This is a genomic window from Candidatus Nitrosocosmicus sp. R, from assembly GCF_054408505.1.
Genome location: NZ_CP167090.1, coordinates 948,042 through 962,585 on the forward strand (window position 1 = coordinate 948,042; position 14,544 = coordinate 962,585).

The 14,544-nt window shown below is 33.7% G+C and carries 13 protein-coding genes; 7 read left to right on the forward strand and 6 right to left on the reverse strand.

The annotated features are described in order from the left end of the window. A complete protein-coding gene (locus AAGU22_RS04880) occupies positions 1 to 621 on the forward strand; it encodes a PsbP-related protein (protein WP_458721107.1) in 621 nt (206 codons plus the stop codon). A gap of 34 nt (positions 622 to 655) precedes the next feature. Here AAGU22_RS04880 and AAGU22_RS04885 read toward each other — a convergent pair whose 3' ends face one another. Further along, on the reverse strand, positions 656 to 1,492 hold the full coding sequence (locus AAGU22_RS04885; protein ID WP_458721108.1) for an SDR family oxidoreductase: 837 nt from the start codon (positions 1,490 to 1,492) through the stop codon (positions 656 to 658). A gap of 839 nt (positions 1,493 to 2,331) precedes the next feature. Further along, on the reverse strand, positions 2,332 to 2,562 hold the full coding sequence (locus AAGU22_RS04890; protein ID WP_458721109.1) for a hypothetical protein: 231 nt from the start codon (positions 2,560 to 2,562) through the stop codon (positions 2,332 to 2,334). A 462-nt stretch (positions 2,563 to 3,024) separates the two neighbouring features. Here AAGU22_RS04890 and AAGU22_RS04895 point away from each other — a divergent pair, with 462 nt between their 5' ends. Together AAGU22_RS04895 and AAGU22_RS04900 are read left to right on the forward strand one after the other, a co-directional pair. Then, a complete protein-coding gene (locus AAGU22_RS04895) occupies positions 3,025 to 3,306 on the forward strand; it encodes a peptidylprolyl isomerase (RefSeq protein WP_458721110.1) in 282 nt (93 codons plus the stop codon). Between the two features lie 913 nt (positions 3,307 to 4,219). Next, positions 4,220 to 5,098 carry a hypothetical protein gene (locus AAGU22_RS04900; RefSeq protein ID WP_458721111.1) on the forward strand — a complete coding sequence of 293 codons (879 nt, stop codon included), beginning with the start codon at positions 4,220 to 4,222 and terminating at the stop codon, positions 5,096 to 5,098. A 180-nt stretch (positions 5,099 to 5,278) separates the two neighbouring features. Here AAGU22_RS04900 and AAGU22_RS04905 read toward each other — a convergent pair whose 3' ends face one another. Further along, the gene (locus AAGU22_RS04905; RefSeq protein WP_458721112.1) at positions 5,279 to 5,845 is read right to left on the reverse strand and encodes a hypothetical protein; all 567 of its coding nucleotides are present in this window, start codon (positions 5,843 to 5,845) and stop codon (positions 5,279 to 5,281) included. Then, entirely contained in the window at positions 5,808 to 5,975 is a 168-nt protein-coding gene (locus AAGU22_RS04910; RefSeq protein ID WP_458721113.1) for a hypothetical protein, read from the reverse strand. The genes AAGU22_RS04905 and AAGU22_RS04910 overlap by 38 nt, the downstream gene beginning before the upstream one ends. A 614-nt stretch (positions 5,976 to 6,589) precedes the next feature. On the opposite strand from AAGU22_RS04910, the gene AAGU22_RS04915 reads away from it, so the two are divergent. Continuing rightward, on the forward strand, positions 6,590 to 7,000 hold the full coding sequence (locus tag AAGU22_RS04915) for a PPOX class F420-dependent oxidoreductase (protein ID WP_458721114.1): 411 nt from the start codon (positions 6,590 to 6,592) through the stop codon (positions 6,998 to 7,000). Between the two features lie 360 nt (positions 7,001 to 7,360). On the opposite strand, the gene AAGU22_RS04920 is transcribed toward AAGU22_RS04915, so the two are convergent. Then, positions 7,361 to 8,806, reverse strand: a complete 1,446-nt coding sequence (locus AAGU22_RS04920; RefSeq protein WP_458721115.1) for a dihydrolipoyl dehydrogenase family protein — start codon at positions 8,804 to 8,806, stop codon at positions 7,361 to 7,363. A 570-nt stretch (positions 8,807 to 9,376) separates the two neighbouring features. On the opposite strand from AAGU22_RS04920, the gene AAGU22_RS04925 reads away from it, so the two are divergent. After that, positions 9,377 to 10,447 (forward strand): COG1361 family protein, encoded by a 1,071-nt coding sequence (locus tag AAGU22_RS04925; protein WP_458721116.1) that lies wholly within the window; start codon positions 9,377 to 9,379, stop codon positions 10,445 to 10,447. Positions 10,448 to 10,812: 365 nt separating this feature from the next. Here the strand turns inward: AAGU22_RS04925 and AAGU22_RS04930 are convergent, their stop codons facing one another. Continuing rightward, the gene (locus AAGU22_RS04930; protein WP_458721117.1) at positions 10,813 to 11,394 is read right to left on the reverse strand and encodes a GNAT family N-acetyltransferase; all 582 of its coding nucleotides are present in this window, start codon (positions 11,392 to 11,394) and stop codon (positions 10,813 to 10,815) included. Between the two features lie 1,430 nt (positions 11,395 to 12,824). Here AAGU22_RS04930 and AAGU22_RS04935 point away from each other — a divergent pair. Then, the gene (locus AAGU22_RS04935; protein WP_458721118.1) at positions 12,825 to 13,409 is read left to right on the forward strand and encodes a hypothetical protein; all 585 of its coding nucleotides are present in this window, start codon (positions 12,825 to 12,827) and stop codon (positions 13,407 to 13,409) included. A gap of 586 nt (positions 13,410 to 13,995) precedes the next feature. Beyond that, a complete protein-coding gene (locus AAGU22_RS04940; RefSeq protein WP_458721119.1) occupies positions 13,996 to 14,421 on the forward strand; it encodes an NUDIX domain-containing protein in 426 nt (141 codons plus the stop codon). Positions 14,422 to 14,544: the final 123 nt, after the last annotated feature.

A 14,544-nucleotide genomic window follows, 5' to 3' on the forward strand; every position in this document is an offset into this window, starting at 1 on the left:
ATGCATACTAAGCTTGTTTTTTTTGGTATCCTTCCTTTATCCTTATTACTATTATTGATGGGATCAATGAACTTTCAACAAGCATATGTCGAAGCACAATCAAATTCGACCCAAACATTCACTTCCACCAACAATACATTTAATCTCAATTATCCTTTAGACTGGGAAATAGCTCCAAGAAATTCTAGTTTCCCATATTATGGAGAAACTACAGCATTAGTCCTTCGACCAATAATGGACGAGCCTGTCACTCCATTAAATGAAACTTTTTTTAGTATTTCTGTTAGCGATGTAAAGAGGTTGCTAGAAGATAATAAGTCATTACCAGCAGAGTTCCTAGACAAATTAGTCGCTGATAAGATAAATTCTTTTGAAGATCCATCTTCAATATATGGAAACTTGAATGTAAAACTGCTTGGAAATAACTACACCAGACTTGGTGATCAGCCTGCCAAAGAATTGACCTTCCTTACCCAAAATCTCGGAACCTTCGAAGTCGATACATATGCTATCTATAATGACCAATTGTATCATGTCAATTTCATGGGTCCACAGTCAAAAGTGTCCGAAATGTATAAGGAGTTTCAACAAATTAAAGATTCATTTAGATTCTTACCATAGGATTCTATCTATGAGTCCGCTAAGACCACCTTAATTAGCTACTCATATTTTTTATCATATTATGAAAATCTTCATCTGATACTTTGTTTTTTATTTCCATTATATGTTCTACATCTTTGCCTGCAAGATATCTCAACTTTGGATTACTGTCGTTTATGGCATCCAGGACAACCTTAGCAACATATTCAGGGGGTTCGCCACTCTCAATTAATTTTTTCATCCCATTTTCCATATTATTCATAAATTGAAAGTAAGGCGAATTAGGGTCTTTAGATTTTTCTGCTAATACTGCAGCTTTAATGAAATTAGTTTTGATTATCCCCGGCTCTATAAGTATAGTTCTAATCCCAAATGGTTCAAGTTCATAAGATATGGATTCGGTTAATCCTTCTATAGCGAATTTTGAACTTGCATAGGCTGAGCTTGTTGCTATGCCAAAACGGCCTAGTCCTGAACTTATATTGACAATTATTCCAGCGCTCTGATCTCTCATTATGGGCAACACTGCCTGTGTAGCCCGTATCAATCCAAAGTAATTTGTGTCAAACTGTACCTTTATTTCATTTATTAAAAGATCTTCGAAAGCTCCGCTCAAACCATATCCTGCATTATTGACAAGAATGTCTATTTTATTAGCCTCATTTACTATAGTTTCAATGGCTTGTTTAACTGACATATCGTTTGTAACGTCAAGCTGAACACATCTTAAGGGAATTTTTTCTTTATCTACAATAGATCTCAGAGTTGAACTTTTCTGTAAATCTCTCATCGTTGCGTATGTTTTGAATCCGTGTCTTGCAAGGATTAAAGATATTTCAAAACCTATTCCGCTTGAACTTCCAGTCACAACCGCAACTCTACTTTCACTCATAAATGTATGTAAAAATTTCAAATTAATAAGTTATTCAAAAGCAAACAGGTTGACTTGACAACGTATTTAATATCTTCCTCAACTCCCGTCAAGTGTTCTATTTCTCATGTTGATGTAAATATCTAGCGGCAAGAACAAGTTTTTTTCAATATTCCACGTAGGTAGCTTGTGTGCATGAATGATTAGCGGCAAATCTCTTTGAAACCTGAGCTAATTAGTTCAAAGGTTTTGTACTAAAATTTACTAAACAGATATGTGTTTTCAAAACTCATTTGGCTCTAATCTTGGTATCAATTGATCAAAAAAAGGTTTTAAATTATCCAAAGGAGATGGATCCTTTCGAACAAATCCAATTAAAGATGATGATTAAAAAATATTATCTGAATCGTACTTTATTGATCCATCAATTGCAGAATCTATTAAATTAAAAATTGATCAATTTTGTAACTATTGTAACGGACTATTGTGATGACCGACAACAATGTCTTCTTTGATAATGATACAACAATGACAACGAGAATCTATACAAATCTTTGATTTCTTATGATTACAGATAGAACACATACATACCTTAGACAGATCTGTATTTGTTCTTACCTTAGACAGATCTGTATTTGTTCTTACCTTAGACAGATCTGTATTTGTTCTCATTTTATTGATTAAAGGGTGGTACTGACTATACAGCGAGATTATGATTCCTAATATAATAATGACTGTGCCCGGGAGAAAGGTTCTACCTATCATAAGAAAAATCCCTAACGCCATCATGATTATACTTCCAATCATCAAAATGTTCATGAATTTCTCAGGCTCCCATCTATTCTATCGTAAAGTTATTCCTAATTGGTAATCTCATTCTCTGGATTCATTTTCTTTTTCCTAATTTTCCTAACTTTTTCAAGGATCTGAGCTAACTGATCTTCAGAAATTTTTGAAATCCTTGAATCACATTCGATACCTTCTGCGTCCAAAACCTGTTCAGTAATTTCAACAATTTCGTTCTTATGGGTTATTTCCTGCTCTGTTAACATGTTCAAACTTGCAAATCTGAAAAAAGCGAAATCGCTCATGAAATAATACTATGTGTAGTACTAGTTATATTTATGGACTCAACATTGTCTGGTCCGCTGTCCCTAGGTTTTATATTTTACGCTCTAGTCCATATTATCCAGAAACCTCAGGCCTAAATTCCTTTGTATACTTTTAGTAGGTTAGCTCTTAGTGAAGGATTTTTTGCAGAAAATGGCCTTAAAGGAACAATGCTGGTAATGAACGAAATCATCCACATTGCAATATTTACCGTATCATATTACCAGATCTTCATTGAAAGCCTTTAAATCGATCTACACTACCATTTTGGATATTCCAGAATAAAGATCATGTTTGATTTAATTTTATGGTAGAAAATCCATTTATATTCTAATTATTATTTGTACCAGAAAAGTTAAACTTGAAATCGATTATTAATTTCCTGCTGTTTCATAATGTTTATTTATTGCGAGAATTTCAAACTAGATGGTGAATGAGATAAGATGGCTGATAAAATTAAATGTTATCATATTTTAGTAAAGAAACAAAGTGAAGCATTATTGATATTAGAAAAATTGAAAAAAGGGGAAGGCTTTTCAAATCTGGCTAAGGAGTTTTCTATTGACAAAGGGAGTGGCAAAAAAGGAGGAGACTTGGGTTTCTTTGGGAAAGGGATGATGGTCAAACCATTTGAAGAAGCAGCATTCAAGTTAAAAAAAGGAGAGATTACAGCTGAGCCTATAAAAACAGAATTTGGATATCATATAATAAGACGGTCTGGATAATGGTAAAAAAAACTTTATGATTTATATCCAGATGGATAAGAATTAAATAATTTTGAACTAATTAATGAGTCTTTGAAATCATAAATATCTAATCAAATGATAATGTTTTCCGGAATGCAAGTGAAATTGACTAACTATCAAGCATGGTTTGCCAATTTAATTTCTTTTTTTAGATCACTTTTCTTCAAAGGCAAAAAAATTGTTACAAGGTTTTCTTTTATCTCATTGATTGTTGGATCCTAAATGATTTAAAGGGGTTTATCATAGGGTTTAATTATATATTGGATTTTAACCTCGGGTACTGTGCATTTTCTTGTTATACAATTCAAACATGAACCTTATGACTAGACCAAGGCTTTAATTTCAAATTATAGAAAATGAAAAAAACCAACAAAAATTTGGTATATTATACATAGAAACATCGGTGTGTTCGGATAATATGATTTGGGATGTAGAAAGGATATTTTTAAAATAAATTGGTCCTTGAGTAGCGTCTAATGCTAAAAAGAGAGTTGACCACACCTAGTAATTCTGCTTTACCCAGCCAGAATTAATTGAATTTTGATTTGGTTTAGAGATACGGTTGTTACCATGCAAAATAAGTTAATACTTTGATTTCCACCCTATGTTAGCAAGTATATGCACATGTTGTAATTTCAATTTTTATTATAAAGGTATTATTTGCATTATGACAGCAGTCCCACTTTGATAGCAGTTTTACACGGGAACACGAGTACACTTGCTATCTAGCAGGGATCATAATGCAAACACGGTTTATAGCACCTCAGGTAATATAAACTGAAATATTGGTTAATAACTATCAGCAATCTTTGTCATAATAGTGATGATTAAATTACAAAAAAGATCGCTTTAATATGGGCATATCTTAACAATATTAACATTAGCAAAAGAAATGCCAATCATAATATCAAAGGATTATCGATTTTTACAACTTTTACGTACTAATCTTAAGGTTTTGTATAGCTCTAGAAAAAGAAAGCCCCAAGACAAGATTCATGTTTCTGATATAATCTCTGGTTCCTGCCTACGTAAGGCATTTTATGCTCGCACCGTTAAAGACTATGAACTAACTGTAGAAGATATTGACAATTTTGTGAGAGGCGAGTCCTCTGAATATATTCTTGTAGGGCTTGCAGACATCGGTGTAAGTCAAATGGAATTGTTTTTTGAAGATAATCTGATAGCAAGGCCTGATCTGATGACAGGAAGCCAATCTCACAAGACAGAATCTAAAGACATGATTTCCACTAAAAAGGATAAAGAGGCTGAAATCATCGTTGAATTTAAAGATACAAAGAGCTTTGAGAGGTTAAAACCAGATAATAAGCGGTTCAAATCCTATCTTCGTCAATTGTTATATTATTTGGTCATTTCTGGATATGATACAGGGATACTCTGTATTCGTTACGCAAATAATCGAAAAATGGTTTGGATAAAGCGAGACAATCAAGGAGATTATTATTTTTCTCCCAAAACAAAAAATCAAAATGATGACGGAAATTTGGCTGAGATCGAATCGTGGACGGTAATACTAGAAAAAGGATCTCCTATCCGGGATGTTTTGAAAGAAGAAATTCGAACGAGGGTTTCTTTACTAAAATCAGCGCTTGATAATAATGCCGATGCTCAATTGCCCAAGGTGGCTGAAGAATGGAAATGTATAAAATGTCCATTTAAGCAGACTTGTAATCCCGCTAGTGTAATCAAGCAGGACTCTGAAATAGATATTTTAGATGAAAAGGGATTAATAGTAACAATAGAATCCAATTAGTTTAGTCAAAATTAAAGAGTAATATCCGTCAACAATTTACTTGTCCGTCAGTTCAAGTGCACTAAGCAGTTTGCGAATATGGAATGTCATTAGCGCTCAAAAATTCAGAGACTTGCCGATTTTAATATTTACTAAATTAAATTAATTTGCTTTGGCAACTAACATACCTCCAATTCAAATCTAACACATCCTCTTAAATGCCCATACCAATTTCCCGCTTGGACCTGTAAAGTTAAATTGATATTTTGGGAAATAAATTTTCTCGGCCAGCGATCTCGTTGTTTTAAATATGACTAGCTTGATTTGCATATCCTTGTTTATTGCTTGGACCAGGCCACTACAAAATAACATTATGTATTTTCCAATCCCATAACACCTGTATCGTTGATCAATACCTATTTTCTTTATTAAAAGTGCGCAGGTTGGTACTTGGTAAAATTTCTCTCCCTTACCATTTTCTTCGTACTGAGGAAGTAAATCAGATTGTTTCGTATGCAATCTTGTCAGATCAATAGAAAAAAAACCAATCCAATCATCAAAGTACTTTATCACATATTTTACTTCATTAGTATTAGATTTACCGTTAAGGATGTAATTCTCATAATACTCTTGAACTGATAACGGGTCCTCACCGTTTGTTTGCCTGAAATCTATCTTTGGTAGTTGATGTTTTTTTGGATTAAAAATCTTAAATTTTAATCCGTTTGGATCAAATTGAGTCGTCTGAGTCATGTCTATGTTTTTCATAAAAGGCAATAGCTTCAGTTAAGAATTCTTGTTCTATGGGATTATTCTTACCATTTAAATATTCAGAAATTTGGTGATATTCATCATCTTCCAGGAAAATATCAGAATATAGAGTAAACAATTTTGACATGATTATATATCGAAAGAGCACTATTAAAATATCGTTAAAAAAATCTAATCTTTTTATTTTTATCATTTCAGCTACTGCATTCGAATTAAGAGTAAAAGCTTAAGACCCGGTCAATTTTGATAGATACAAAGGTGTGATCCATCCGATGGATACCTAACCCATAATGGACTCAACCATTTGAACAATCAAATATACTATCTATTGTTTCTAGTGATATTACCATAGCTAAGGATCATGTAAACACGTTGAATATTTCTGTTTGTAAAACGATCATGCTTGTTATACCTGCATGTTAATATAGTAGTCAAATGTCCAGTCATAAGCTGTTTACCTACCCGGTGTTCAGTTTCAAAGCTAGATTCGTGAACTTGAATGACTATCTAAAGATATACTGCTTTCCAAATGAGCCTTATTTTACAAAATTATAGGCTATCTTCTAGAGGATCCTAAACTAATGTCAATTGCATTTGAAAATGAATAGTTACAATGCCCTCGGGTTTAATACATTTTATCCCTGAATCATTTTGGGTTGTCTTGGTTTAGGCTTTATTCTAAGTACGATCCTAAAGCGTTGGGTTTAAAAACCATGGTGAAAAATAATCCATGTATTAACAATGAATCAACACCATACCGACATTACCGAACCTCTTATCAAAAATCTTTTAGAAGACAAGAACTTGGCATTTGTTGCTACCCTAATGAAAGACGGATCTCCTCAGATAACTCCTACATGGATCGATATACAAGGTAATGAGATTTTTATCAATACAGCGCTAGGTAGGGTAAAACAGAAGAATGTAACGAGAGATCCAAGGATAGCGGTATCTATTGCAGATCGTAATAATCCTTACCATATGGTAACCTTGAGAGGCGAAGTGATTGACCAGATTACAGGCGAACTGGCTGACAGTCACATAGATAAATTAGCAAAAAAGTATCTAAATAAAGATAAATATCCTTTCAGAGCTCCAGGTGAAAAAAGAGTAATATTAAAGGTAAAACCTACACGAGTGGCATACACATAAAATCCATTGAATATCTGCTCAACTATGAATAGAATGTAATATCTCCGAACAAGGGAGGAACAGTTGAGTTTGAATTTTATTATACCAAATTCAAATCTTAAAAAAAGTATTAGACACACAAATCAATAGCATTTATAGTATATACCAAGGGTTTAGAAATGCTGGCAGTGAGTGCCATGACACCCAACCCGTCTGAATAAACAAAGGTATTTTAGGAAGTATCTCACCTTCTGTCAATATTTAATATCACTTTGTAAGTCATAATTGCTAAATATTTTATTATTTATTACTTCCGACTTACTTGTTGCTCATGTTCATTATTTTTGTTAGAATTTCAAATATGCTAGATTGGGATAAAATCTATAGCATATAGAGTATGTCTGAAGAATGGGTCGGATATGCATACAGGATGGGATTATTGAGATCTTTGGCAGTAAGTCCTAATCTTATAGCCATCGAAAATATGTTTATGACTTCCTCCGCATGAGATCCCAGCAGATGAGCGCCTAAAATTCTGTCACTGCCTTGCTCAATTAATATCTTAAATCCAGAATGAGTTTCACCTTCACGTCTAGAAGAATTCCATTCAGAGGTATTCATATGATTAATTCTAAATTGAAATCCTTGTTCTACTGCATCTTTTTCCATTAATCCTACCGACGCAAGAGGAGGAATGGTAAAGACTACACTTGGCAGACCAGCATAATTTATCTTACTGATATTTCCATTTAATATATTAGTTGATACAATATTCCCTTCATAGCTTGCTACAGGAGTTAAGGGCGCACCTCCACTTGAGGCAACATCGCCTGCTGCATATACAATAGGGTTTGAAATACTCTGAAGATATTCATTCACTTTTATCCCTCTGGGGGTATATTCAATACCACCAACCATTAGATCGAGTTCTTCAATATTTGGCACTCTGCCTGCGCCATGTACTACCATATCAGATTCTAGGGTTCTTGTCAATTTGTGCTCTCTTGGGGAATCTACTATAGAAGAATAATGTACGACTAATTTGCCATCACTTTCTAATGATGATGATGAAGAAATTTTATCTATTTTCTCGACCTTTGTCTCTAATCGTACATCTATTCCAATATTTTTACTCTTCTGCACTAGTTGATTAACGAGGTCTGAGTCAAAATGTTCTAAGGCTTGTTTCCCACGATGAAAAATTGTGATCTCTTTGACCCCAGAGCGGGCAGCAATATGCGCAAATTCAAATGATATGTATCCGCCACCAATGAATGCGATATTGTCAGGTAGTTGATAACTTTCAATATTCAAAAACTGATCACTTGTGATTACATTCTCTAAACCTGGAATACCTAAATTTACAGGTCTTGCTCCAGTTGCTAAAAAGATGTATTTTCCCTTTATAATATCATTATGTGTGTCTTCATTCGTATTGTTGAATTTCACTTTAATTGTGTCATTACCAATAAATTTGGCTTTTCCATGAATGGGAATAATTCCAGCCTTGATATAACTGTCTTCTCTTTGTTTTGGAAAAGGCTCTGTAAAGGTTTTCTTAAAGTTTATCAAGTCATGCCAATTTAGATGGACTTTGTCAACTTCGCTTATGCTCTTATTTTCAAGTCTATGGTTTGCATCAATTGCTTTTGCTGTTTCAACAAGAATTTTTTTTGGTTCGCAGCCGCGTAAAGCACAAGTACCCCCAAAAGGTAGTGAATCTATAATGGCAACTCTTAGTCCCTTAGAGCGGCAAGTTGATGCAACGGTAGTGCCTGCCGTTCCTGTACCTATTACAATTAAATCATATACGCTTTCATTGTCCAACTAGTACTCAATCCTAAATTAATCAAAAAAAGCAGACTCCTTTAAAGTTTTGAGTTTTGACCGATGTTACCCCTTATATAACCAATTTAAATCAATATCATCTATATTCACCTACCCTTGTGGATGCAGCAGAACCACTTTGTAACCTATGAATCTTTACCGAATTTTTCAAGCGATATGGCTTCACTTGATTGATATATATTAATAGAATTTTATCGTGGTATTAATCCTAAACAGATTAACGAGAATGGTGAAAGTGTTCCTGTCCCTTCCTTCTAAGATTCGACTAAAGTTGCAATACAAATACTACCTGATATAGATAGCAAGCATGTCCAATTGCACATGGAATTTAGGAAGTATTCTGCAAAAGTTTTTATCTACTTAAAATAAGGTTATTTTATTATACAATTCCATACCTTCTTTACGCACTTATCAAAGAAAATTATCAGTTTCAATTTTTCTATAATCGTATTTTTTTTATTTTTAATCTTCCTTGCATTTGCGTGCCCAACAACCTTTATTTACCAAACTGCTAATGCCGTATCTTCACCTTCATTTAAATTACAGGAAATGATCAACGAAAATCGTGATTGGTTTCAAACTTATGGTAATAGCGACCTTAATTTAAAAAACAACTATACTGACATACTAGCTGTAAATTATCTTAGCGATGGTGAAAACCTAAATGCCACACTTTGGTTGAACGCTGGCATTAGTAATTATACGGACTTTAGTTACAAAAAGCCCTTAAACAAAATAAATTATGGAATGCTTATAGATGCTGATTCTAATTCCGAAACAGGATATAGAGGAGCAGATTATGATTTATATTATGAATTAAGGGGTGGCAATCTAAGTGCCTATCTATATCAACTTTCATCAACAGGAGGCTACAAGTTGATAGGTTCAAACACAAACTTCACGGAATCTTATGATGACTCTGGTGCATTCCTGGGATCTGTGGACTTTGATCTAAATTTGGATTCAATAAATAATCCAGACCAATACAATCTATTATTCTATTCTGCAGAGTCATTCGGGTCTAACGAAGTGAGGCAATTTACATCTTGGGTTAGCATTCCGCCACCTACATTACAGGTAACAACATCTCCAGAGGATATCTCAATAAGACAGGGCGAAAGTCTGATGGTTCCAGCAAGAATAAAATCCACCACAGGATTTTCAAACGATGTAGTTAACATTACACTATCAGGAGATAAAAATAGTGAGTATGCCATAGCCTCTGGTTTCAACTCTAGTGAACTAATTGTAAATGTAGAAAGAAATCAACCTCCATTATTTAAAATTGACGTTCCCAAAGAAACTCCTTTGGGTATTTACTCAATTCCCTTGATTGTTTCCATAAGAGAGCCTTCTGAAGCCGTAATAACAAAACCAATAAATGTGAATTCGGTGGGGGGAAAAGTGGACCCAGAATTTGAAATCTCTAAGGAGTATCCAACTGAAGGTTATTTGACTAAACCAATAAACTTGACCGTTACTGTAATTGCGCCAATGACCCCAAGTGATCTATTTAAGGAATTTTGGGGAACTTATGGGTCCTTTATAGGGATTTTTGCCGGCGCTTTTATAGGCGCTTTTGCAAAGGTGTTATTTGATAAAAGAAAGAAAGAAAATTAGATTATTATAAAAATAAATATCTATTCTTTTTTCTTCTAAATGTAGGCAAGAAAGTTACAGTTTTTGCCTATTTTTATTTTTCCAAATTAGTTTAGGATAGGCTGTGAATTAGAGAATCTTACTTTAGTCTTGGAATAATTGAATTTATTTCATAAATTCCTGGACTACGCGTAGCTGGTAATGACGAATTTTGACTATTTGTATCTAATTATTAAGAAATGGTAATCAAATATTAAAGGACACTGCTATAATAAATGGCACCAATTCCTGGATCTATTTCTGTGTATAAGAATATTTACTGTAATTGGTAATTATATTGGTAACTGAGTCATAATGACTGTTAGAATCCTATAGTTGATTATATCTTAGCTTCTGAGTTTGTCTGACAAATTCTTCTTAACTGTAGGCCATTCTTCTCTAATAATACTATAGCAAGCAGTGTCTCTTATCCTCCCGTTTCGCATTATTTTGTGATTTCGCAAAATTCCATCCTGCTTTCCTCCTATTCTTTCAATTGCTTTTCTTGATACTTGATTTAGGACGTCAGTTCTAATCTCTACTGCTATGCAGTTTAGCTTTTCAAATGCGTATTGTAACATCAAAAGTTTGGCCTCAGTATTTACAGGAGACCTACGATAAGATTTTGCTATCCAAGTGTGGCCTATCTCTAGCCTATAATTTTGGTGATCAATATTAAAAAACCTAGTCGTCCCAACTATGATTTTCAATTGCTTGTCTACTATAATGAAAGGTAAGCTAGTATTATCATGTTTTATCATATTCTGCAAATAAATGGACATTTCTTCAATGCTAGGGAATGATGTGAATGGGTTTTTCCAGATTTCACCGTCAGCAGCTGCGCTACACAAACCATTCAAATCATCAGATATGGGCGGACGAAGTACTACGTGACTGTGCTCCATAGTTATATCATGGACGTCTAGCATATACCAAACAAGATCAATAATTCATCCTTGCTTTATTAAATACAGTGCTATTTCATATGATGATTTATTTGTTGATCAGTATCACTATATGGGTTTCACAATCAAATTCAACAATAGAGCCTGAACCTACTTTTTTTAAAATGACATTACAAATAGACTATCCATCAGAATATCTATCTGTGGGTGGTTTGTTAGGCTGAATTTTGTCAGACAATGGATCTCATAGTACTTAAAAAACACCATTAATATAGCATTTTTACGATTTTTAATAATATTGGGATAAAAAATGTAAACCCTAGTAATAAATATATCCTTTTTGAAAATATACACTATTTGTATAATAATGTTAGACTAGACATGTTTGATGTTCATTTGCGCCGTTTCATCTCATATATTGAACGAATAGTTGAACTAATGTTATATAAGCAGATTTGTCTATTATACAGATACTTTTGGGTAATTATGACAGTACTGGTGTCTCTTGGTGTCGCTTTTACCATTAGAACAAAATTAATGGTAAACACCATACTTGAAATATATCATAAACCACTTATAAACAAGATTCTGTTCAGCCCAATGTGTGGTTGAGTTATTTTAATTCCATAGTCCTTGATATTCGCGATTCATCGTCCTTGCCGGACTAAAAAATATGCCATCATGATAGCGTAAATATACTAAATCTTTTTGCCTGTATGTATTTTTAGATAAAAGATGATTGCGAATTGCCTTATTCGCTTAGGGTCGATAATCCCACATATAACGATAATCTGCAAACAGGCTTGACCAGTTCATAACATGTTCTACTTTGCACTGTAACTATCATAAAAAGGAGTCATCAAAACATTCGGTTCTGTCTTTTAGGTACTGCATTACTTTCTTTCAATCAGCTATGTCTCTAGACAGAAATGATGAATGTCATGCTTTAATTTAAGAAACAGGCTTGAGGATACAGTAATCCACTTCTATCTGTTGATACTTGATACTTTCGATGTGCCTCGATCAGAACTGGAATTAATTATATGGTTGGAGAATATTTCATAGAAACAGTATTATAAAAAGGAAAAGATGTATATAAACATCTAGATATCCAGAATATCTCCTTCTATATCTTTAACTCTCCATGAATCGTTCGTAACTATTACCTTTCTATATTACCTTGTAATCTTATACTGATATCTCAACCAGTTAATTAATTAGCCTCCACCTTTGAGATTCTATGTTATAAAAAAGGAAGATAGGAATAGATTTATAAAAACAATACCCTTTTAAATACATAAATTTACATAGAATCGGTAATTGTCTATTAAATCATAAAAGTTTGGCGAGTTAGATATAATTTCCTTAAAACTTTTGTATAATTGTTTAGCTTAATAGTCTACTAATATCTAGTTGAAAACCCGTTTTATATATAAAATGATATTAGAATTCTAATGATTAAGTTTACTATAATGATGGCCGTCCTTTTGGCATCAGTAAGCCTCTATGGCGCAAACGTGGGATCAATATATGCCCAGAACAACGCCTTGAGTCAAAGTGGAAATTCAGAAGCAGAACAGACGATTGCACAATCACAAGCATCCGAACAAGATTCACAATGTGTATCAGGAGATATCACTGCTCTCTCGTGTAACAACCTTGGTTTCCAGGTGCAAAGAAATGGTGATGATGACAACGGAGGAGAACCGAATCCACCGAATCCACCAGATGAGAGATGTTCAGTTGATTACGTATGGGACGTAACAACAACTGCTGAACCAGAAAATGGCGACGGTGTTCCAGTGGGAACTATAATATGTTTCACCACAGACCCTGCACGACCTGGTACCCAACCCGCTGAAGTAAATCCACCAAGAGGAGATAGTTTCAACACTACCGTAAACCCAAACCAGTTTAACGACAATCCAAACTGTAACGGCAATGGTCAGCAGCGTGCTGAAGTAACATCAGGAGATCCTCCTCGACAACTACAGATGGGTGACCCACTCTGTGTTCAAGTAGATTTGCCCCCGACCTAAGATTAATTAGAATAAGTTAATCAAAAAATCAATTTTTCTTTTTTTTAATATTAATCAGCAAGCAATTTCTATCAGTCATTTCCAATTTTTGTCATTTTGAGTCAAGTCGAAATTATCTTGGATAATATCTGATAAACTCTTTTAGATTTTCATGTGATAGGGCGACTACGATGCTATTCGACTCAGAATTTTTTTATCTGTTCTTTTCTATTTTGTTTTGCAGAATCAAAAATTGATAGGTAGAATCAAGAAATACACAGGGAAAAATTCTAAAATTAACGTTGATCTATTAGACTATCGATTGAGGACATCGGAAATAGTTCAAGTTCCGTTGTAATGGGACATCATACTTTATCTTTGTATGACTGGATCTTAGGGAGGAAATGAAGAATGAATACGCTGAGTGACTTTTATAATTGGCCAAAGATATTGATTGGGAATGTTAACAATGTTATACTAGCAAAATCTGTCGTCAAGGTCTATCCTCCTTTTGAAAAGACGAGTCAATTATTATATAAACGAAATATTTCATAGAAACAGTATTATATTTATTACTTTACAATCTACGTAATTAGGATAGAGAAGAGTGACGATAGAGCTATCAGTGGGTGCAATAATAAGATATCAATCTATTGAATTTAATAGAGATCATTCTGAATTTCTCCTTTTGAGAAATAAACGGGGATTTTGGGGATTTCCCCAAGGTCATAAAGAAAGAGGGGAAAATGAAATTCAGACATTGCAGAGAGAAGTGCAGGAAGAAACTGGAATAGTTGATCTAGATATACACCAATACATAGGCAAGATTCAATACAAATACTTTAGAGCTGATGGAATTCGATCAGAGAAGGAAGTGAAATTTTATTTTGCAACTACTCCAGTTAGAGAAGTCACCATATCAAATGAGCACGAAGGATTCAAATGGACAACTTATCAAGATGCGCTTTCGCTTCTCGACCACCGTCAACTGAAATCAATAATCCTAAAAGGTAGAAGAAGAGGCCTTTATTAATACACACATTTCAAAAGTTACTGTCCTACTCTGCATACTCTAAATGCTATGAAAATAATTTTATACCTACGTTTTATTAATAGAAGCGGATATAGATTAAAAAATGGTTGCTGGTAAAAGAAT